Below are 17,327 nucleotides of genomic sequence, written 5' to 3'. Positions count from 1 at the left end.
CAATAACCGCGCATTTTAACACAGGCCGTCTGAAAACCGATAATCAGGCGGGATAAAGCGGAGGGAGAGGATGCCGGCGAAGTGTAAGGAAAAGGCCGTCTGAAAAATTTTCAGACGGCCTGTTTGATCTTTTTCGCAAGTGATTCAGGCACGTTTGCGGAATTCGCCGGTGCGGGTGTCGATTTCGACTTTGTCGCCGTTTTCGATGTAGGACATGACTTGGATTTCGGTACCGCCAACCAGGCGCGCGGTTTTCATTACTTTGCCCGAGGTATCGCCTTTTACCGCAGGCTCGGTATATTCGACTTCGCGCACGATGATGGTGGGCAGCTCTACCGAAATCGGGTTGCCTTCGTAGAAAGTTACTTCGCACACGTCTTCCATGCCGTCAACGATGAATTTGAGCGAATCGCCGATGTTTTCGGCTTCGATTTCGTATTGGTTGAATTCGTCGTCCATAAACACATACATCGGGTCGGCAAAATAGCTGTATGTACAGTTTTTTCGCGCCAAGACCACCACGTCGAATTTGTCGTCGGCCTTGTAAATGGTTTCGGTAGCCGCGCCGGTAAGCAGGTTTTTCAGCTTCATGCTGACTTTGGCCGAAGAGCGGCCGCCTTTGATGTATTCGGTTTTCTGTACCACCATCGGATCGTTGCCGACCATAAATACGTTGCCTGCGCGCAGTTCTTGTGCGGTTTTCATGTTGTTGTCCAATCTGTGAATTAGAAAATAAAAGCGCGGCATTCTAGCGGTGTTTGACGAAGTTTGCCAGTTTTTCCGCCGCCGTTTCCTGCGAAAAGAGTTTCTGCTGCCAGATTTGTGCGGCGCGGCTCCATGCGGGCAGGCGGTTGCCCAACGCAAGCCAGTATGCCAGCCGTTTTTCATCCGGTAAACGGTCTTTGCCGTTGATTTCTTCCGACAATGCGCGGTGGGCGGCGGCGGCTTCGGGTGGGAAAAGCGGATAAACCTGCTGCCAGAATGCCGCCAGTTTGGCCAAATGCGCCATTTCGTCCTGCGGGTAGATGTGCCAGAAAAACGGTTTGCCGGCAAACTGGGCACGCACGAAGCTGTCTTCGCCGCGTACGATGAGGCCGTCTGAAAGATGCAGCAGGCGGTCGAAATCGTGTTGCGGCACGAAAGGCAGGCGGACGAGTCTGATACAGGCCGTCTGAAAAACATCGCCGTCGCATTTGAGGCTGTGTTGCGGAATGATGCCGGACTGTTTCAGGCTGTCGGTAACCTGTCCGCCGGCCAGAAGCAGGGTCATCGGCTCGCCCGCCGCCTGCCATGTGTACAGCCAGTCTACCCATATTTCGCTGCGGTAGCCGAACAGCAGCCATTCGGGCGCGGTTTTTTCCGCCAAACCGAGCTGCCGTCGGAAAAGCTGCGGTTCGCAGCGGCAGAGTGCTTCATAATTTTTTTCGCGTAAAAGTCCGCCGCTGCGTTCGTCGAAACCCATCAGCCAGAAGAATTTTTCCGTGCCGTCGGCCTGCGGCGAGGGCTTGCCGTGCATGGCTGCCGCCCATTCCTCTGCGCTGAGGTATTCCCAGTTCAGCCATAATGCTTTCTGTTTTCCTATGCTTTTTTTGACGGATTCGGGCAGATTGCAGCCGAAAGTTTCGATCACAATGTCGGCGGTTTCGTTCCATTGCGCTGTTTCTTCCCCTTCGTGCCACAGCCGCAAATCCGTGCCACGGTAACGGCAGGGCAGGGCGGGCAGATCGGGGCAGAGGGAGCGCAGAGCCGCTTCGTCGTCCAGCCATAAAGTAATGTTCCAGCCGCATTCGTTTTGCAGAATACGTGCCAAACGCCAGCTGATGCCGATGTCGCCGAAATTGTCGATCACCGTGCAGAAAATATGGCAGGAGGGGCGGGGGGGCATCAGTGGGAGTCCGTAAAGTCCAATCGGCTTGGGGTTTTACGCTCTTGCGCTGTTTTGTCAAGCGCAAACGGAAGGAAAAATATCCTTTTATCCACACGTAGGGCAAAATGCCCGCGTGCCGTACGGAAATTCCCAATCTGCCTCTTGACAAGATATGTGATTATTTAACAATTTGATTTTTATGAATTTATATAATTGCCTGTTTTTTCATCAAAGTAAAACAGACCGCGAATGTATGGCAAAATATGCGGCCGCCCACAAAAAATCCACAAACTTATCCACAGCTTTTGTGGGCAACTGCGCGAAGCCTTGTTTTATTGCGGGTTTGCCGTCCGGCTGTCTGCCGGAATCTGGGAGGCCGTCTGAAAATACAATCGGAGAATACGTTTTTCCGGCTTGCCGGAACGGGCAAAGCGCGGCGGAAACCGTAAGCCGTGTCGGCCGATGCCTGCGATGCGGAGCAACAGGAATCGGATGTCGGACAGTTTTGAGATATTTGGTTAGGAAAAACAGCAAAATGAAGCATTCTTGATAGATTTTCTATCAAAACCGCTTGCAGCTATGGGAAAAAGGAAGCATAATGCACGCTTCTTTCAGCCGGTGTAGCTCAGTTGGTAGAGCACCTGACTTGTAATCAGGGGGTCGCGAGTTCGAATCCTGCCGCCGGCACCAAGTATTTATTTGTATTCAGTAAGTTATCAGTTATATGGTGCAAAGCTGGTGCAATGTCGAATAAGCAGCCGCCTAAATATAGGCGGCTGTTTTCATATTTTTGGGCGTTGTTCTCGGTGGCGGTTGCGCCATGCTTCAACTTCATCACGTTTCCAAAACATGATTTTTCGCGAAATGCGGATGCGGTCGGGGAAGTCGGGACGGACGGCGTATTTGCGCAAGAAGGTGCTTTTGGCAATGCCGAGTAGTTCGGCCGTCTGTTCTGCATTTAGGTGCTCGATCATGTCAAATCTCCTATTGCCATGCCCAGCCACAGGCCGATAACCAGGGCGGCTAGGGCGGTGTTGATGATTAGGCAGCGCAGGGCTTTTTGTTCGCAGGCTGCGGCTGCGGCTTTTTGGCGCAGGGCGTTTTCTAGGATGCGCTCGGCAAGCTCTGCGCTGCGTTCGGCTTGTTCGCGCATTTGGCGGACTTCTTCGCGTTGGCGGATGGGGTTCATGCGCTGTCTCCTGTGCTCTGTTCGGCGCGGGCGAGCCAGCCTCTAAACAGGGCGCGGGTAAAGGATGAAACGTAGTCTTCTCCATCCATTGACAGGTCAATCAGTGGGTAGTCTTCCATGTTGAAAACGCGCTCAAATGCGGTGCGTTCTTGCTCGGTTTGTTCGGGTGTCATGTTGATTCCTTTCGTTTCAGACGGCCTTTTGGCGCATAGCGGTGTCGATGGCTTGGCGGATGTCTGCCGCTGCGGCCAATACTTCAAAGTGTTCCTGCTGCTTTTGGATGACGGCAAACGGGGTGTCGAGGCGGCTGCCGTCTTCGTCGCAGAGTCTTTCGGTTAGGGCGCTGTCGTTTTTTGTCAGCCAATTCAGCCTCTCGGTGTCGGGATGGGGGACGGGGTGCAGTTCGGCTGCGGTGTATGTGCCGAGGGTGTCGTTGGCGAAGTAGACTTCAAAGCAGACTTCGGTTTCGTCGGGGTAGACGGCGGTAACAAAGCCTTCGCCGTGTTGCGGGTGGCGTACGCGGTCGCCGAATCGGTATTGGCGGGTCATGTTTTATCCTTTCAGTTTGTGAACCACGCCGCCGCGTATCTGTCGGGCATCCAGTCCGTTGATGGAGCTGATTTTGTCTGCGCCGACGGTTTGGGCGGCCTGGATTTCGACTACGACTGTGCTGATGATGTTGCTGCTGATTTTGCTGACGGCGTGGGCGGTTTCGATGTTGACGCTGCCGTCTTTGAGGCCGCGCAGGGTGGTGAAGAGTTCTTCACGCAGTTGGGAGGTTACGCTTTGATTTTGCATGATTGGTTTCGTCTTTCAGGGCTTGGTTGGCTTCGGCGGCTTCGCGCAGTTCGGGTGGCACAGCGAGATGTTGCGGGCTTGCGGTAAGCATGAGTATGTTGTCCCGCAGTTCGGATACGGGGAACAGAAATTCCGACCACGCGCCGCGCTTTTCCAAGATGGTTTTCCGGCTTACTTCTACCTGTTTGTGGTTGAGCAGGAAGAGGCTGGGGATGATGAAGCAATGGGTGTAGCTGTCTTCGTCGGTTTCATCGGCTTCGGCCTCGGGCTTGACGAAGAAGACGAAGAGGTCGGTTTCGAATTTGTTGGGGCAGCGGAAGCGGTAGAGGAGCATGTTGTCTTTGTCGCGGGTGCGGTTGAAGCCTGCCGAGCTTTTTACGTCGATTTTCGCGCCGTTGAGGATGAAGTCGTAGGCGGGATTGTTGAATTGCACCGATAGGTTGGTGTTGACGGCTTCGGGCAGGTGGCGGGCAAACAGGCTTTCTCCAATGCGGCCGATTTCCGCGCCTCTGCTGTTGACGATGAAGCCTTCGGTGAGGCGCAGGATGCCGGAGGCCTGCGCAATCATGGTGGCTTGGATGATGCTGATGCCGGCTTCGTGGGCGGCGGCACGGATGGGGGCTTTGGCGCGGTACAGGGTAACGAAGCGTTCAGCCTGTTCGCGGCTTGCGCCGTAGGTGGAAATCATGGGTTCTCCTGTTTTGGCGGTTGGTAAAGGGGTATGCGGACGGCCTTTTTTTGTGGGCGCGTGCGCTGTATTGGGGTTATAGGTTTTGCAGGTATTCGGTTTCGGCTGCGGTTTCGTTTAGGAATTTCTCGGCTTCGGCTTCGAGGCGGGCGATGGTGTCGTTATCGCGCTCTATGCGTTTGATGCGGATGGCGAGGGTCTCGGGCAGGCGGGGGTCGTAGCTGACGAAGTCGCACCATTGCCGGCCGGTGCAGGCCATTTGCCATTGCATTTGCGCCAAATACTGGGGCTTGGGGCGGCCGCTGCGTAAAAAATCTATGTGGGTGGCGGTGTTGGGACATTTGATTTCAATCAGGCCGTCTGCGCCAATCAGGCCGTCGGGGCTGGCTCCGCTCATGGCGATGCCCGGGTGTGGGATGAAGCCGGTTTCGGCTACGTCGTTGCCGGTTTCGAGCATGTAGGCGGCGCGGGCTTGCGGCTCGGTGTCGGTGCCGTGCTGCATGGCGGGGGTGTTGAGGCCGCCGTAGGGCCGGCCGGTGAGGCGTTCGCAAATCAGTTCGGCTTTGTAGTTTTCGCGGGCGGCCAGGTAGCCGCTGCAGCTGCGGGCGGATTTGGTGGTGGCTTCGTGGATGCGGCTGGCGGTGAGTTTGCCGAGGCGGGCGGCGTGCCATTCGGGGGTGTGCTGCTGCATGGTGGGCTCCTTTCGGGTTGATTTTGGGTAAATGGGTGGGGTATGATGCGGGTTCCTAACCAAAAAGCTGTGCCGACCAGTTGTCGGATTTACTTTTGCATCATTCCCCTAAACACGCCTTTTCCATTTGCGGCGGGTTTTTCAAAACTGTTTTGGGGGTTGCGAGTACCGGTAACGGCTCGGCGCACTTTTTGGCGTAGGACAACCCCCGCCCATTTTGGGTATTTCTTTAATTCCTAAACAAAAAGGTGTTCAAATGAACTCAATCTGTATTTCCAATGTGGCAATTCGCCAAACTTCCAACAACCTCTACAATCTGAACGACCTGCATAAAGCCAGCGGTGGCGAGAAACGCTTTCAGCCTGCAAACTGGCTTAGAAATGCTCAAACTGTTGATTTAATTGATTTCCTCAAAAATGAGGAATTGCAGTCGGAAGGTAAAATAATTCAATCAAAACAAGGTCTCGGCACGTTTGTGTGTAAGGAACTGGTTTACGCCTACGCCACTTGGATTTCCGCCAAATTCTTCCTGCTGGTTATCCGCACTTTCGACGCGGTGGTTACAGGCCGTCTGAAAACCGAATCCCGCACTACTTCCGACGAACGTACCGCGCTGCGGCAGGCGGTGTCCGCGCTGGTGGGGCTGCGGCGGGTGGACTATTCCACCGCCTACAATATGGTGCATCAGCGTTTCGGCGTGGAGAAAATCGAGGATTTGCCGCGCGAAACCCTGCCTGATGCGGTGCGCTACGTTCACGCGCTGACGCTGGATAATGCGTTGACGGGCGAGGTGTTGGAAAAGATTGACAGGCCGTCTGAAAAGCAGTTTTCCGCCGATGAAATCCATGCGATCGGGGTGTGCGCCAAGTATTTGGCCGACTGCTCGGCGTTTCTCTATCCGCTGTCCGATTCGCTGCGCGGCTTGGGCAGCCGTTTTTCCGGCCGTGCTTTTTCGCTGGCGCAGGAGCCGCACTTTTGGCTGGATACGGTGCAGCGGGCTTTGGCTCGGGTAAACGGGTCTGCGGTGCGCGGTTTGTGATGTGAACATGGGTTTTTCCTTGTATGGCCGTCTGTTTTCAGGCGGCTTTTTTGTTTGGGGGCGCGGTTTTGCGGCATAGGCCGCGTGCGCCGCTTGGGCGGCACACCCTGCGTTTGCGGCCGTTTGAATTTCACAGTTTGTCGAGGCGTTCCTGTTGTTCGGCGGTGAGGGCGTAGGCCTGCGCTTCGGTGTAGTCGGCTTCGCCGGTGATGATGCGGCCGGCCAATTCGTCAAACTGCTGCGCGTCGAGTGTGGGGCGGGGGTCGGCGGCCGGTTCGGCTTGGATGGTGTTGTCGGCGATGGCTTTGAGGCGGTTGTGTTCGTCTGCGCCGAGGATGTGCCGCTCTTCTTTGCCGATGCCGCCAAACCATGCGCGGTAGGCTTCTATGCCTTGGTTGGCCGCGGCTTCGCCGGCGGCGGTGATTTCGGCGCGGCGGGGGTGTTGGCGTTCGCCGGCAAAGGGGCTGGCGGCTTCGGGGCGGATGCCGTCTTTGGCGTCTTTGATGCGTTCGGCTTCGTCTTCGTCGTAGATGCCGGTGAAGCCGAAGGCGAGGCGGGCGGCCTGTATCATGGCTTTGTGGCGCAGCATGCGTTTGGGGTGGCTTTGCCAGGGCTGGGTGTTGCGGCGGCATTCGTCGAGGTATTCGGTTACGACAATGGGGTGGCTGCGGTCTTTGCGGTAGATGCGGCAGGTGCAGCTTTCGTTGTCTTGTTGGAAGTCCATGCCGTCAAACTGGCTGTTGCTGTTGATGATGCGCGCCCAGCCGTCTACGCCGACAACGGGGGTGATGCCGTTGCTTTTGTCGGGAAAGGCGTAGATTTCTTTGGTAAAGGGGTTGAGGCTGTATTGGGTGGCGACAATCAAGAGGGCGTTGAACTGTGCGTCGGTGGCGTTGCCTTTGAAGGCGGTGGCTTTGAGGGTTTGCACGAGTTCTGCGGGGTCGCCTTGTATGCCGAATTGTTTGGCTAGGGCGAGGGCTTGGGTGTTGGCGATGCTCATTTTGTTGCTCCTGTGAGTTGGTCGTAGCGTTGTTGCGCTTGGGCTTGGGTTTTGTGCAGGCTGATGACGCGGCGGGTGCGGCGGTCGGCGGCGGCTGTGTAGCGGATTTCGCCGATTTCCCATTCTTTGCCGTTGCGGCGCAGGTAGTAGGCGGGCATGGCGGGCTCCTTTCGGGTTGATTCGGGTTGGGTGGACAGGTATCATCAAAATCTCTTTTACTGGGAGATTTACAATGGATGAAAAATTAATTACGGTAAGCATTCGGGTTGATGAATTTGCCAAGCTGGGCTTTGCTACACTTCTTTTTATAAAAACACTTAAAAAGCAACATACTGAAAATATAGAAGAATATAATCAACAAATAGAGGTCGCAAAACGGGCTGCTGAAACGGTTATTGCGGAGTTATGCTCTTATGTTGATAAATATCCTGAAATTGCAGCACATGGGCAGCTTTTGGAAAAAGTCCAAAAATTCTTGGAAATTTATCCTATTGAGGATGTTATAAATATGAAAATTCATTAACTTCTTCAACCAAATCCGTCTTGTGCGGATTTTTTTGTTGCTTTTTTAAATTGGGCGGGGAATAATGCAGTCTCCTAACAAACAATTTAACTAGCAGCGGCTTCCGTGTCGCCAAACACGGTTTTTTATTGCTGCAATTTTGTGCATCACTCCCCATAAAGGTTGCTTGGTATTTCAGGCTGCCTGAAAGTTATGGGGGTGCGAGTAACCGTAAGGTCTCGGACGAGCTGCTAGTGAGTTTGTTAGGACACCCCCGCCCAAATGGGCATTTTTCCTAAAACTTTTCACTAGGAGACATTGCAATGTCTATTCAAAACCTTTCTTTCAACTCTGTATCCGTTTCTTTCAACAACAACGGTTTTCTCAACGCTACTCAAATTGCTGCACATTTTGGCAAACAGCCGCGTGATTATTTAAAAACCGAACAAACTCAACAATATATCTCTGCACTTGCAGAACATCTTTCCAGTAAGACAAAAATCTTAGTGGAAGAAAATCAATTAGTTGTTGTAAAAAATGGGGGCAGCACACGCGGCACATGGCTGCATCCGAAACTCGCCATTCACTTCGCCCGCTGGCTTGACCCGCGTTTTGCGGTGTGGTGCGACGAGCAAATCGAGCAGATTCTTGGAGGCCGTCTGAAAGCCGAATCCCGCACGACATCCGACGAACGTACCGCGCTGCGGCAGGCGGTGTCCGCTTTGGTGGGGCTGCGGCGGGTGGACTACTCCACGGCCTACAATATGGTGCATCAGCGTTTCGGCGTGGAGGCCATCGAAGACATCCCGCGCGAATCTCTGCCCGATGCGGTGCGCTACGTCCATGCGCTCACTTTGGACAATGCTTTGACGGGCGAGGTGCTGGAAAAGATTGAAAGGCCGTCTGAAAAGCAGTTTTCCGCCGATGAAATCCATGCTATCGGGGTGTGCGCCAAGTATTTGGCGGACTGCTCGGAGTTTCTCTATCCGCTTTCCGATGCGCTGCGCGGTGTGGGCAGCCGTTTTTCCGGCCGTGCTTTTTCGCTGGCGCAGGAGCCGCATTTTTGGCTGGATACGGTGCAGCGGGCTTTGGCCAGGGTAAACGGGTCTGCGGTGCGCGGTTTGTGATGTGAACATGGTTTTTCCCTGTGCGGCCGTCTGTTTTCAGGCGGCTTTTTTGCTACATAACGGGTTCGTAGGGCGGCCGTATGGTGCTTTTGTCGGCCTGCTCTGTTTGGGCTTCGCGCTGTTTCTGCCGCGCTTGGGCGGCGGCAAATTCTTCTGCCATGCGCAGGTAGTTTTCTTTTGCGGGGTCGGGGGCAAAGACGGCGGGCTTGATTTCCTGCCGCTCTATGCTTTGCACGGCGGGGTGTTCGCAGCCGCCGGATATGGCCAAGAGGGCGAGGGTGGCGGCGAATACCGCCCATGCTGTGATTTTTTCGAGGCTCATGTTTTTTCCTTTTTCCTTTTTCCTTTGTTTTTTCAGGCCGCCTCCCCGCACCTGTTCGCGGGGAGGCCGTCTGAAACGGCGGTTTCTTCGTACCGCCCGCGCCGCGCCTGCCAAGGATTGCTTGTGAGGTAGGCAGGCCGCGCGTGGTCGGGGTTTGCTGCGGCGGAACTTGCCGTGCCGCGCCCACTGTCCGACTGACGGCGCGGCATTGTCGGGGTTTGTTTGTTCGGGTTATGCGGGGTGGTTTTGTTCCCATTGGTATTCGTCGATTTGCTCGGCGATTTGTTCGGCGGCCTGTTGTTCCAGCACCTGCATGATTTCGTTCCATGCGGCGGTGCTGACTTTGCGGTAGAGGGTGTCGATGGTTTGGCCTGCGCTCATGTGGGCGGCCAGCTCGGCGGCGGCGGCTCTTTGGGCATAGGGGCGGGCGATGAGGAAGCGGATTCGTTCGTCGCTGATGTTCATGCTGCTTTCCTTGTTTGGATTCGGGGGTCGCTGCCGCGCATGAGGGGGGCGGCTTTGAGGGCGCAATACTCCGCCCATGTGGGTATCGGCAGGGGCAGGGCGAGTGGCGGCCCGCCCATCAGCTCCAAGGTTTCTTTGTTGAAGGCTTCAAAATCGCTTTGGCCGCAGCTTTCGTAGTCTTCTTGGCAGAGGTCGTCGGCTTCCACCCATGCGGCCAGCAGTTCGGGCAGGCTGTGGCGGCTGTGCCATTGCGCCTGCTGATACGCGGCTTCGTTGGCTCTTTCTTCTTCGTCTTCTGCGGCTTCGGCCAAATCAAGGGCGCGGTAGTAGGCGGCTTCCAGGGCAAGGTGGTAGCCGTCGGCGCGGCTTTGGATGTCTGCGGTGTTCATGACGGGCTTCCTTGGGTGGGTTGTTTTGATGGGTGTAGTATAGCAAAGCTAGCGAATACATCAATAGCAAAGATAAGATTTAATGTAGCAGAGTTAATATAGCATTGATTTTATTGATAACAAAGTTTTCGGCAGGCGCAAAAAAACCGCCCTTGCGGCGGGGCAAGGGCGGGGGGCGGGGATTGGGCGGATGGCAAAAGGCCGCCTGTTTTCAGACGGCCTGCGGTATCTGCGATTTATACCAAAAAGCAGGGTGTGGCTTTTTGGTATTTAAAACAAGCCCGGCTGCATTTCGGGCGGCAGTTCTATGTCTTCAACCGACATGGCTTTCAAGTCCAGCCTGGCTGCTGTGTTCAGTAGGTTTTTATCGTGGGAGATAACGGACTGTGCGCTGTTGCTTAGGGCGATTGCGATAATCTGACGGTCGATTTTGATTTTTTGGCGCGGTTCTTTGCTTTCTTCGTTTGGCAGGTTTTTGAGCCTGTCGGAGATGATGGCGCAGACGGCCGCGCTTTTCATATCGAAAGGCAGTATTTTGAAAATCCGGCTTTTCGCGCCAAACAGTTGCAAAAATTCCTGCCGTTTGGCGGGGCTTGGTTCGCCGATGAGAAACTCGGATAGCACGGGGGCGGGTATGCCGAAAATGCCGCCTTGTTCTTTTTGGCATTCAAACAGGTGCTTCATCCTGATGCTGTGGTCTTCCTGCCCGCCCTCGGGGCGGTAAAGGAAAACCAAGGCGTTGTTGTCCAGCACGATCATAAGCTGCCGCTCCTTATGGCTTCGATTTTCTGGATTGGGTCGGCGGTGCGCCCCCACTCGGAATCAATCAGGCGGAATTTTGCTAAAAATGCGTCATAATCGGCTTCGGGTAAGACTTCAAAGCTGTGTATTTTGAATCTGCCGCCCACGGGCTGCCATTTGAGGCTGTGGGCATCGAGTTTCAGCAGGCCGCTGCCGGTGCATTCGATGTAGTCAAACAGGTGTGCGCCGATACGGCGGGCAAGGTCGGTGCTGTCGATGGTAAGGCTGACTTCGCCGTTTTCGGTGAGCAGCTTCATGGGAACGGTTTCGTCTTTGCCGCCGATGTTGATGACTTTGCCCCTGAATGTTTCTTCTTGGAAGACTTCGTATTCGTAGGTTTCGGGCTTGGTTTCGGGAATCAGGCTGCGGACAAATCCGTCCGCTGTGTGTATTTTGGCGCACAGGCCGTAATGCGAAAGGGTTTTTTTGATACCGGCCAAATCTGTTTCGCTTTTGGACATTAAGGCGGCTGCAATCGCGGTTTCTTTGCCTGCGGGCACCCTGACTGCAAGCTGCGTGCAGCCCTCTGTTACGCCTGCAAACAGTATTTCCTGCGGCGCAATGTCTTTGCTTTTGAGCAGTTCCACCATTTGGGCAAACAGCTTGCCTACTGCGGCGGCGGGGGTGGTTTCAGGGGTAAGCCGCTGTGTTGCGTCGGGCATTGAAACGCTTAGGGCGATTACCCCGCTTTCGATGTTTGGCTTCATGCGGCCTCCTGAAAAAAATGAAAAAGTTACTGAAATTATCCTGTTTTTAAATGCCGGCGCAACTGTTTTTACTTTCAGGCGGCCTGCGGGCTAGGGCTTGCGTTCGGCGTATTCGCGCACGGCGCGGACAACCAGGTCGATTTGGCTGATGCCCAGCCTTTGGGCGGTTTCCTCGATTAGCGCGATGTCTTCCAGCTTCATTTTGAAGGCTTTGTTTTTTACACCGCGCTTTTGGTCGGATTTCTTTTGGATTTCGTGTCTTGACAGTGCCATGATGATTCCTTTAAGATTTTGAGTAACGGCAGGGTGTCGTTACCACCCCGCCGCTTCTCAAAGGTTAATAGGCGTTAGCCGATAAAACCATGAGAAGAATAAAAATGAGCCATTTCATTTTTCATTCTCCTGAAAGTGCCCTTAAAGCAGGATTGCAGGTTGGGCGTTTGTCCTATCGGTTCTTGTTCAACCGATGGGATGTATTATAGCCTAGCTTACTAATTTAAGCAAGCACTTTCTGCGTGAAAGCCCCGTATTTACGGGGCTTTTCGCTTTTGCGGCGGCTCAACCTTCTGCCAATTTATTCAAGGCTGCTTTGAATACGGCGGTTTGGGTTTCGCCGCGTTCTGCCGCCAGCCGCTCCAGTAGGGCTATGGTGTCGGGGTCGAGCGCAAAAGACTTCTGGCGTATGCCGTGTTTCTCGCGGCTTTTGCGGTTGTAGGCGGCTTGGTCGTATTTTTTCGTTTCCATGATTGATTTTCCAGCAAAGGTTTTGTATATTAGGCGGAAGCAGGAGGAGCGGCAACTCCCCCTGTCTGGTACTACGTTACCAAGCTGATTGCCACATCAGCAAGAATAACACCAGAAAAATTACTTTGATGAAGGTACTCATCGGGTAATCCTTCCTGTGTAACGCCCCCGAATTATCAGGTTTGGGGGCTTTTCCTTTGTTGCTCTTCACAACAGGGATAATTCTAATACACATTAGAATAATATGCAAGCACTTTTGCAAAAAAACCACGGATTTTCCGTGGCTTTTTTGTGGCTAAAGCAGGGAGCTTAGTTTTCAACCAATGAAATCAGCATAATTTCATACGGAGTAAGTGTCCTGCTCCGCCCTTGCGGCTTGTAGAAGACTTTTACATCGGCGCGAAACTCGAACTTCCCGTCAATGTCTTCATGGGAAATTCCATCTGCAAATGTTAATTTCAAGCGTCTGGTAATATGCGGCGGCATAAGTGCCTCCCAGCCTGTATCGCCGTCGCGGTTTAATTTGCGTATGTTTAAATCAATATCGTAGAAATCGCGCGATGACGATTCCGGATCAATATTCAACGAGCCGGGTACGGATTCGATTAAGCCCGCATCAAGTGTCGGCAAGTCTTCGTTTTTCCCTCCAAAACTTATGCTGCTTCCTTTTTCTTTCTTGGCAGGTGCAATCACGTTTACAGCCTCTTTGGCTATGCTTTTGTGCGCTCCCACGGTTGATTTGATTATTTCAACAAATTGCTCCGGGGACTTTTCAACCGTTTCCGCGCCAATCTGAATAATAGTATTGTTTTTTATTTCAATGTGGTTGGCATCTTTTGACGAATCGCCCTTTGCCCACGCAATCGCTTTATAAATGCCAAAAACCAGCATCCCCCCGATTAGTATGCTGCCAATTTCCACAGGATGCTCCCTTAAAACTCCGTTCATATATTTGCTGAATTTTATCATCTCCTCTTCATTGCCGAATACGACGGAAACGATGAAATCTTCCCAAATGCTGCCGGCCTGAATTTCGTTTACCAACAGCTCGGTGCGCAATACCTGAACATTTGCGATTGTTCCCAGCAGCTTGGGCATTCTGGCAGTTATTTTTTCCAAAGACTGCAAAGACGTAACCAATTCTCCGATTTGCACCGGACGATCTGTGCGGAAATAAAGTGAAGCGGGAAGTTGGTAAATATGTTCGTTTGCGGCGGTTGATGCAGCCATATTAATTCTCCTGATTAAGCCAAAGAAACTTTAACGGGTTTGTTCGCCGGCTCAAAACGTACCCAGCGTCCAGCGGCCTTTGACGCGGCCGCAGATGCGGATGTGTTCGAGGCTTTCGGGGGGGATGGTTTCCACGGGGTAGGCTTTGTTGTCGGAAATGATGTTGAGGCCGCCGCCGATGAGTGCTTGCAGGCGTTTGATGCGCAGGCCGGAGGCGGTGGCGATGACGTAGATGCCGTCGCCTTCGTAGCAGCAGACGGAGCTGTCGGCAAAAACGATGTCGCCGTCGGAGATGGTGTCTTCCATGCTGTCGCCTTTGGCGTTGATGACGCGCAGGCTGTCGAGGCTGCCGCCGAATTGCTGTTTGGCCCAGGCGCGGGCAACAACGACAAAATCAATCACGGCATCGGGATCGTCGGCTTCGATGCCCGCGCCCATTTCGCCGGTGGCGGCCAGACGGGGGACGGAAAGCCAGCCCGCACGGACAACGGGGGTGTCGCTGCGGTAGGCGTGCCCCGCTTCGCCGTCGAGCCAGCCGCGCGGAAGGTCTAGGGCGGTTTCTATATTGGCTGCCGCACCGTCGCCGATATTGCGGTATCCGTTTACCCATTGATTTACCTGTGCCGCCGCTTTGCCGATGGCGCGGGCAAATTCTGTCTGATTACCGTTATAGTTTTCTTCAATAAGGGTTTTAACCCGTTCTAATCTATTCATTTTTGTCTCCTTGTCATTTTTAACAATTTTAAGCATTGCTAAAAATAACAAGGCTACTATTCTTGTCGTATCTTTGCTATACTATCTCGCATTAAATAAGAAGCAATGCTATATGAAATTAATTGATTATTTGAGCGGCGGAGTTTCCGCCTCCGAGTTGTCAAAAAAAGTGGGAGTCAGTCCCGCGTTTTTATGGCAAGTCAAAAACGGACACAGAAAAATGCCGCCGAAATATTGCCCGAAAATCGAGCAGGCGACGGGCGGGCTGGTTTCGCGCAAAGACCTGCGGCCTGACGACTGGCACGAGATTTGGCCTGAATTGAAGGAGGTGTGAGATGGAGACGAAGCGGTTGAAGCTGAAAAAGAAAGAGCGCAAGCGTTTGGAGAAGCTGGCGTGGAAGAAGGCGCGCCAAAGCAAGGCTGCGCCGTTTGATGTGCTTTTGTCGCTGGAAAACGCTTTGCTGTGGCTGGAGGATTACCGCTCTTTTTCCAAGCGTTCGCGCACTGCTTCCAAGTGAAGCGCGGTTTGTTCGATAAAGTCGGCGATGGTTTGCGCGCTTTGCTTGATGAAGACGGGCTGCGAGCCTTTCAGAAACATGTCGGGCTTGGCCTGTATGGCTGCTTTGGCGATTTCTACGGCCTGATTGTAAGCAGATTCATTCATTTCAAATTCTCCGTGGAGGGTTGTTGGTGGAACTTCGATTCTACACGGATGAATGACAAAGCGGACAGACGCTTGACGGCACGGACAGACGGCAAAAAAAGCCCCCGAACGGGTCGGGGGAACGAAAGAACTATATCACTTCACTCAATGAAATTGAGGAGGAAATTATGCCCTTGAAACCTTTGAAGCGCAACAGCCAGTGTGCGCGTTTGTTGGAATATTTGCAGGCGGGCGGCTCGGTTACGAGTTTTGAAGCCTATGCGAAGTTTGGCATTACGCAGCTTGCCGCGCGGATTACCGAATTGGAAGGGCGCGGGTGGTGATTGCCCGCGCGGGCGAAGAAAACAACGGGGCGCGTTATGTGCGCTATTCGATGGGAGTTGAAGCATGAGTATGTCTTTAACGGCGAAAGCCATGAGCCTGAAAGTGGGCAATGCCATCCGCAAGCTGGTGTTGCTGAAGCTGGCCGATCAGGCCAATGACAGGGGGGAATGCCGGCCTTCCTATGCTTCCGTGGCCGAGGCGGCGGAGTGTTCGAGCAGGGCGGTAATCAACCATATCCGCTGGCTGGAGGAATACGGTTTTTTACGGATTGAAAAACGGAAAATCGGACACGGCCAAAATCTGACGAATGTTTACCATCTGACGCTGGAAAACGGAAGGAGCGGGCTATGAGGCCGTCTGAAATGTTGAAGCTGCACGGCAGGCCGATTGCCTATTTCCCGCAGCTTGCCAAGCCGCTGGGCGGCGTGAATGCGTCGATTCTGTTTTCCCATTTCTTCTACTGGAACGACAAAGGCGAGAGCGATTTGGGCATTTACCGCACCGCCGAAGAGATTGAAATGGAAACGGGATTGAGCGTGCAGGAGCAGCGCACCGCGCGCGCCAAGCTGCGCGAGCGGGGGGTGTTGGTTGAAACGGAAAAACGTATCGAACACCGGATTTACTACCGATTGGATTTGGACGCTTTTGATGCGCTGATGCTGCAACATTCGGGAAGTGGGGAATCAACAGCCCCGAAATGCAAAAGCAACAGCCCCGAAATGCAAAAGCAACATTCGGGAAGTGAGGAATCAACAGCCGACGAAATGCAAAATCAACATTCGTATATAAGAACAGAAGACTACCAGAAGACTACAGCAGTAGATTACAACAGAAATATTACGCGCGAGGCGCGTTGTGTGTCTGCCAACCGACCTTCGGAAAGTCTTGCAGACAGGCCGTCTGAAAAACCTGCCGCACCGCCGAGACCTGCCAAGCCTGCCAAACGCCAACCTTCCGCCGCACGGCGTGAGCTGGATGCGCTGAACCTCTTGGCCGATCGGGGCATAGACGGGGATTTGGCGCGGGATTATCTGGCGGTGCGCAGGGACAAGCGTTCGGCCACGCTGACGAAAACCGCGCTGGATGGCTTGGAGCGGGAGGCAAACCGTGCGGGTTTGTCGCTGGAACAGGCATTGACGCTGTGTTGCGAACGCGGCTGGGTGGGTTTTTGTGCACAGTGGCTGCACGAACACCGCAATCCGGCCGTGCGTGGAAACTCCGTCAAAGACACGCCCATCCACACCGTCGGCGGGGCGTTTTTAGCGAAGGACGTGTTGTGAAATCCGTCGGCGAAATGATGAAAAGCAGCCATACGCTGGCCGCCATGCTGACCCCGCTCAGCGAAACGCAAAAGCATTGCGACAGGCACGGCACGGACTACACCGAGCGCGTTTACCGCCGCTACACGCAGGGCTGTCCCGAGTGTGCGAAAGAGGCGGAGCAGCAGCGCAGGCAGGCCGAAGAGGCGGCTCTTGCGGCAAGGCAGGCGGAGCAGCAGCGCAGGATCATCGAGCAGCGTATCGGCATGGCACGCATCCCCAAACGCTTTGCCGAACGCACCGTCGCAGGCTACTGCGTGGATGCGGACAACCGGCCGCAACGCTACAACATCGAGCGCATCAAAGCCTATGCGCACGAGTTTTCACAAGGCCACAGCGGCCGCAATCTCGCCCCTGCTGGGCAATCCCGGGGAACGGGAAAAACCCACCTTGCCTGCGCCGTTGCCCGCCACGTTATCCGCAATTGCGGCGGTATGGCGCGGTTTGCCAGCGTGTCGGAACTCAACCGCACGGTACGCGAAGCCAAAAGCTACGGCAGTGCCTACACCGAATCGCAGATTATCGCGGCATTCGGCGGCTATGATTTGCTGGTGATCGACGAGGTGGGCGTGCAAAGCGGCACGGATGCCGAAAGCCGCGCCCTGTTCGACGTGTTCAACGAACGCTATCAGAACTGCCGCCCGACCATCCTGATTTCCAATCTCGATTTTAACGGCCTGCGCGAAGCAGTCGGCGCACGGATTGCCGATTCGTGTGAAAGAGGACGGCGGCGAAGTGCTGGTCTTC

29 protein-coding genes, 1 tRNA gene and 1 pseudogene are annotated in these 17,327 nt (G+C 54.1%); 10 read left to right on the top strand and 21 right to left on the bottom strand.

From position 1 onward, the window contains the following. Positions 1–144: 144 nt before the first annotated feature. Positions 145–705 (bottom strand): elongation factor P, encoded by a 561-nt coding sequence (efp, locus tag DYE40_RS10105; RefSeq protein ID WP_115308987.1) that lies wholly within the window; start codon positions 703–705, stop codon positions 145–147. Between the two features lie 43 nt (positions 706–748). Beyond that, a complete protein-coding gene (gene earP, locus DYE40_RS10100) occupies positions 749–1,888 on the bottom strand; it encodes an elongation factor P maturation arginine rhamnosyltransferase EarP (RefSeq protein ID WP_425311293.1) in 1,140 nt (379 codons plus the stop codon). A 593-nt stretch (positions 1,889–2,481) separates the two neighbouring features. On the opposite strand from earP, the gene DYE40_RS10095 reads away from it, so the two are divergent. Further along, positions 2,482–2,557 (top strand) — tRNA-Thr (locus DYE40_RS10095). Between the two features lie 92 nt (positions 2,558–2,649). Here the strand turns inward: DYE40_RS10095 and DYE40_RS10090 are convergent. The 7 genes from DYE40_RS10090 to DYE40_RS10065 form a co-directional block, all read right to left on the bottom strand. Beyond that, positions 2,650–2,841, bottom strand: coding sequence for a helix-turn-helix transcriptional regulator (locus tag DYE40_RS10090; protein ID WP_115308904.1), 192 nt, complete (start codon positions 2,839–2,841; stop codon positions 2,650–2,652). Next, entirely contained in the window at positions 2,838–3,056 is a 219-nt protein-coding gene (locus tag DYE40_RS10085) for a hypothetical protein (RefSeq protein ID WP_115308905.1), read from the bottom strand. Before DYE40_RS10085 ends, DYE40_RS10090 begins: the two co-directional genes overlap by 4 nt. Then, a complete protein-coding gene (locus tag DYE40_RS12675) occupies positions 3,053–3,229 on the bottom strand; it encodes a hypothetical protein (protein WP_172461249.1) in 177 nt (58 codons plus the stop codon). Before DYE40_RS12675 ends, DYE40_RS10085 begins: the two co-directional genes overlap by 4 nt. A gap of 16 nt (positions 3,230–3,245) precedes the next feature. After that, complete coding sequence (locus DYE40_RS10080) at positions 3,246–3,605, bottom strand: hypothetical protein (RefSeq protein ID WP_115308906.1); 360 nt, start codon at positions 3,603–3,605, stop codon at positions 3,246–3,248. A 3-nt stretch (positions 3,606–3,608) separates the two neighbouring features. Next, complete coding sequence (locus tag DYE40_RS10075; RefSeq protein ID WP_115308907.1) at positions 3,609–3,854, bottom strand: flagellar protein required for flagellar formation; 246 nt, start codon at positions 3,852–3,854, stop codon at positions 3,609–3,611. Continuing rightward, positions 3,820–4,542, bottom strand: coding sequence for a hypothetical protein (locus DYE40_RS10070; RefSeq protein WP_115308908.1), 723 nt, complete (start codon positions 4,540–4,542; stop codon positions 3,820–3,822). Before DYE40_RS10070 ends, DYE40_RS10075 begins: the two co-directional genes overlap by 35 nt. Before the next feature lie 76 nt (positions 4,543–4,618). Beyond that, positions 4,619–5,233, bottom strand: coding sequence for a lambda exonuclease family protein (locus tag DYE40_RS10065; RefSeq protein ID WP_115308909.1), 615 nt, complete (start codon positions 5,231–5,233; stop codon positions 4,619–4,621). A 256-nt stretch (positions 5,234–5,489) separates the two neighbouring features. Between DYE40_RS10065 and DYE40_RS10060 the strand changes: the two genes are divergently transcribed. After that, positions 5,490–6,272 (top strand): KilA-N domain-containing protein, encoded by a 783-nt coding sequence (locus DYE40_RS10060; protein WP_115308985.1) that lies wholly within the window; start codon positions 5,490–5,492, stop codon positions 6,270–6,272. 130 nt (positions 6,273–6,402) lie between these two features. Here DYE40_RS10060 and bet read toward each other — a convergent pair whose 3' ends face one another. Then, entirely contained in the window at positions 6,403–7,272 is an 870-nt protein-coding gene (bet, locus tag DYE40_RS10055; RefSeq protein WP_115308910.1) for a phage recombination protein Bet, read from the bottom strand. Then, a complete protein-coding gene (locus DYE40_RS12670; RefSeq protein WP_172461263.1) occupies positions 7,269–7,430 on the bottom strand; it encodes a hypothetical protein in 162 nt (53 codons plus the stop codon). The genes bet and DYE40_RS12670 overlap by 4 nt, the downstream gene beginning before the upstream one ends. Before the next feature lie 74 nt (positions 7,431–7,504). Between DYE40_RS12670 and DYE40_RS10050 the strand changes: the two genes are divergently transcribed. After that, positions 7,505–7,795 carry a hypothetical protein gene (locus tag DYE40_RS10050; protein ID WP_115308984.1) on the top strand — a complete coding sequence of 97 codons (291 nt, stop codon included), beginning with the start codon at positions 7,505–7,507 and terminating at the stop codon, positions 7,793–7,795. 302 nt (positions 7,796–8,097) lie between these two features. Continuing rightward, a pseudogene (locus DYE40_RS10045) lies at positions 8,098–8,662 on the top strand (KilA-N domain-containing protein); the annotation flags it as partial. A gap of 291 nt (positions 8,663–8,953) precedes the next feature. Here DYE40_RS10045 and DYE40_RS10040 read toward each other — a convergent pair. From DYE40_RS10040 to DYE40_RS12965, 9 genes are all read right to left on the bottom strand, one after another. Beyond that, positions 8,954–9,223 (bottom strand): hypothetical protein, encoded by a 270-nt coding sequence (locus DYE40_RS10040; RefSeq protein ID WP_147286627.1) that lies wholly within the window; start codon positions 9,221–9,223, stop codon positions 8,954–8,956. A 231-nt stretch (positions 9,224–9,454) separates the two neighbouring features. After that, complete coding sequence (locus tag DYE40_RS10035; RefSeq protein WP_115307171.1) at positions 9,455–9,688, bottom strand: hypothetical protein; 234 nt, start codon at positions 9,686–9,688, stop codon at positions 9,455–9,457. Continuing rightward, a complete protein-coding gene (locus tag DYE40_RS10030; RefSeq protein WP_115308913.1) occupies positions 9,685–10,077 on the bottom strand; it encodes a hypothetical protein in 393 nt (130 codons plus the stop codon). The genes DYE40_RS10035 and DYE40_RS10030 overlap by 4 nt, the downstream gene beginning before the upstream one ends. 270 nt (positions 10,078–10,347) lie before the next feature. Next, complete coding sequence (locus tag DYE40_RS10025) at positions 10,348–10,836, bottom strand: type II toxin-antitoxin system VapC family toxin (protein ID WP_115307173.1); 489 nt, start codon at positions 10,834–10,836, stop codon at positions 10,348–10,350. Then, entirely contained in the window at positions 10,833–11,585 is a 753-nt protein-coding gene (locus DYE40_RS10020) for a hypothetical protein (protein ID WP_115307174.1), read from the bottom strand. Before DYE40_RS10020 ends, DYE40_RS10025 begins: the two co-directional genes overlap by 4 nt. Before the next feature lie 90 nt (positions 11,586–11,675). Then, positions 11,676–11,858 carry a ribbon-helix-helix domain-containing protein gene (locus DYE40_RS10015; RefSeq protein WP_115307175.1) on the bottom strand — a complete coding sequence of 61 codons (183 nt, stop codon included), beginning with the start codon at positions 11,856–11,858 and terminating at the stop codon, positions 11,676–11,678. Positions 11,859–12,143: 285 nt separating this feature from the next. Then, positions 12,144–12,329, bottom strand: coding sequence for a ribbon-helix-helix domain-containing protein (locus tag DYE40_RS10010; RefSeq protein WP_115307176.1), 186 nt, complete (start codon positions 12,327–12,329; stop codon positions 12,144–12,146). Between the two features lie 309 nt (positions 12,330–12,638). Continuing rightward, positions 12,639–13,559 (bottom strand): hypothetical protein, encoded by a 921-nt coding sequence (locus DYE40_RS10005; protein WP_147286530.1) that lies wholly within the window; start codon positions 13,557–13,559, stop codon positions 12,639–12,641. A 51-nt stretch (positions 13,560–13,610) separates the two neighbouring features. After that, positions 13,611–14,273: a LexA family transcriptional regulator gene (locus tag DYE40_RS12965; RefSeq protein WP_244731581.1), complete on the bottom strand. Its 663-nt coding sequence runs from the start codon at positions 14,271–14,273 to the stop codon at positions 13,611–13,613. Between the two features lie 112 nt (positions 14,274–14,385). Here DYE40_RS12965 and DYE40_RS09990 point away from each other — a divergent pair, with 112 nt between their 5' ends. Next, complete coding sequence (locus DYE40_RS09990; protein ID WP_115307178.1) at positions 14,386–14,607, top strand: transcriptional regulator; 222 nt, start codon at positions 14,386–14,388, stop codon at positions 14,605–14,607. 1 nt (position 14,608) lies between these two features. Next, the gene (locus DYE40_RS12365; protein WP_147286531.1) at positions 14,609–14,791 is read left to right on the top strand and encodes a hypothetical protein; all 183 of its coding nucleotides are present in this window, start codon (positions 14,609–14,611) and stop codon (positions 14,789–14,791) included. Here DYE40_RS12365 and DYE40_RS09985 read toward each other — a convergent pair. Further along, positions 14,749–14,937, bottom strand: coding sequence for a hypothetical protein (locus DYE40_RS09985; RefSeq protein ID WP_115307179.1), 189 nt, complete (start codon positions 14,935–14,937; stop codon positions 14,749–14,751). The two genes, DYE40_RS12365 and DYE40_RS09985, sit on opposite strands and share 43 nt — an antisense overlap. Before the next feature lie 167 nt (positions 14,938–15,104). On the opposite strand from DYE40_RS09985, the gene DYE40_RS09980 reads away from it, so the two are divergent. From DYE40_RS09980 to DYE40_RS09965, 4 genes are all read left to right on the top strand, one after another. After that, positions 15,105–15,260 carry a helix-turn-helix domain-containing protein gene (locus DYE40_RS09980; protein ID WP_115308982.1) on the top strand — a complete coding sequence of 52 codons (156 nt, stop codon included), beginning with the start codon at positions 15,105–15,107 and terminating at the stop codon, positions 15,258–15,260. A gap of 64 nt (positions 15,261–15,324) precedes the next feature. Further along, the gene (locus DYE40_RS09975; protein ID WP_115307181.1) at positions 15,325–15,612 is read left to right on the top strand and encodes a helix-turn-helix domain-containing protein; all 288 of its coding nucleotides are present in this window, start codon (positions 15,325–15,327) and stop codon (positions 15,610–15,612) included. Next, entirely contained in the window at positions 15,609–16,541 is a 933-nt protein-coding gene (locus tag DYE40_RS12960; protein ID WP_244731579.1) for a hypothetical protein, read from the top strand. The genes DYE40_RS09975 and DYE40_RS12960 overlap by 4 nt, the downstream gene beginning before the upstream one ends. Next, positions 16,538–17,327, top strand: a 790-nt coding sequence (locus DYE40_RS09965) for an ATP-binding protein (protein WP_115308981.1), incomplete at its 3' end; no start/stop codon positions are given. The genes DYE40_RS12960 and DYE40_RS09965, both read left to right, overlap by 4 nt.

The sequence above is a fragment of the Kingella potus genome, from assembly GCF_900451175.1.
GTDB classification, from domain to species: Bacteria; Pseudomonadota; Gammaproteobacteria; order Burkholderiales; family Neisseriaceae; genus Neisseria; species Neisseria potus.
Note: the sequence above shows the minus strand (reverse complement) of the source record. Positions and strands in the feature narration are given on the sequence as shown.

Coding starts and splice junctions, on each gene's coding strand:
- DYE40_RS12670 (WP_172461263.1), bottom strand. CDS start 7,430: ATGCCCGCCTACTACCTGCGCCGCAACGGCAAAGAATGGGAAATCGGC.
- DYE40_RS10065 (WP_115308909.1), bottom strand. CDS start 5,233: ATGCAGCAGCACACCCCCGAATGGCACGCCGCCCGCCTCGGCAAACTC.
- DYE40_RS12960 (WP_244731579.1), top strand. CDS start 15,609: ATGAGGCCGTCTGAAATGTTGAAGCTGCACGGCAGGCCGATTGCCTAT.
- DYE40_RS10035 (WP_115307171.1), bottom strand. CDS start 9,688: ATGAACATCAGCGACGAACGAATCCGCTTCCTCATCGCCCGCCCCTAT.
- DYE40_RS10020 (WP_115307174.1), bottom strand. CDS start 11,585: ATGAAGCCAAACATCGAAAGCGGGGTAATCGCCCTAAGCGTTTCAATG.
- DYE40_RS10070 (WP_115308908.1), bottom strand. CDS start 4,542: ATGATTTCCACCTACGGCGCAAGCCGCGAACAGGCTGAACGCTTCGTT.
- DYE40_RS09975 (WP_115307181.1), top strand. CDS start 15,325: ATGAGTATGTCTTTAACGGCGAAAGCCATGAGCCTGAAAGTGGGCAAT.
- DYE40_RS12675 (WP_172461249.1), bottom strand. CDS start 3,229: ATGACACCCGAACAAACCGAGCAAGAACGCACCGCATTTGAGCGCGTT.
- DYE40_RS10040 (WP_147286627.1), bottom strand. CDS start 9,223: ATGAGCCTCGAAAAAATCACAGCATGGGCGGTATTCGCCGCCACCCTC.
- DYE40_RS12365 (WP_147286531.1), top strand. CDS start 14,609: ATGGAGACGAAGCGGTTGAAGCTGAAAAAGAAAGAGCGCAAGCGTTTG.
- DYE40_RS10005 (WP_147286530.1), bottom strand. CDS start 13,559: ATGGCTGCATCAACCGCCGCAAACGAACATATTTACCAACTTCCCGCT.
- DYE40_RS10075 (WP_115308907.1), bottom strand. CDS start 3,854: ATGCAAAATCAAAGCGTAACCTCCCAACTGCGTGAAGAACTCTTCACC.
- DYE40_RS10090 (WP_115308904.1), bottom strand. CDS start 2,841: ATGATCGAGCACCTAAATGCAGAACAGACGGCCGAACTACTCGGCATT.
- DYE40_RS10050 (WP_115308984.1), top strand. CDS start 7,505: ATGGATGAAAAATTAATTACGGTAAGCATTCGGGTTGATGAATTTGCC.
- DYE40_RS10010 (WP_115307176.1), bottom strand. CDS start 12,329: ATGGAAACGAAAAAATACGACCAAGCCGCCTACAACCGCAAAAGCCGC.
- DYE40_RS09985 (WP_115307179.1), bottom strand. CDS start 14,937: ATGAATGAATCTGCTTACAATCAGGCCGTAGAAATCGCCAAAGCAGCC.
- DYE40_RS12965 (WP_244731581.1), bottom strand. CDS start 14,273: ATGAATAGATTAGAACGGGTTAAAACCCTTATTGAAGAAAACTATAAC.
- DYE40_RS10030 (WP_115308913.1), bottom strand. CDS start 10,077: ATGAACACCGCAGACATCCAAAGCCGCGCCGACGGCTACCACCTTGCC.
- DYE40_RS10025 (WP_115307173.1), bottom strand. CDS start 10,836: ATGATCGTGCTGGACAACAACGCCTTGGTTTTCCTTTACCGCCCCGAG.
- DYE40_RS09990 (WP_115307178.1), top strand. CDS start 14,386: ATGAAATTAATTGATTATTTGAGCGGCGGAGTTTCCGCCTCCGAGTTG.
- DYE40_RS10060 (WP_115308985.1), top strand. CDS start 5,490: ATGAACTCAATCTGTATTTCCAATGTGGCAATTCGCCAAACTTCCAAC.
- DYE40_RS10080 (WP_115308906.1), bottom strand. CDS start 3,605: ATGACCCGCCAATACCGATTCGGCGACCGCGTACGCCACCCGCAACAC.
- DYE40_RS10015 (WP_115307175.1), bottom strand. CDS start 11,858: ATGGCACTGTCAAGACACGAAATCCAAAAGAAATCCGACCAAAAGCGC.
- bet (WP_115308910.1), bottom strand. CDS start 7,272: ATGAGCATCGCCAACACCCAAGCCCTCGCCCTAGCCAAACAATTCGGC.
- DYE40_RS10085 (WP_115308905.1), bottom strand. CDS start 3,056: ATGAACCCCATCCGCCAACGCGAAGAAGTCCGCCAAATGCGCGAACAA.
- efp (WP_115308987.1), bottom strand. CDS start 705: ATGAAAACCGCACAAGAACTGCGCGCAGGCAACGTATTTATGGTCGGC.
- DYE40_RS09980 (WP_115308982.1), top strand. CDS start 15,105: ATGCCCTTGAAACCTTTGAAGCGCAACAGCCAGTGTGCGCGTTTGTTG.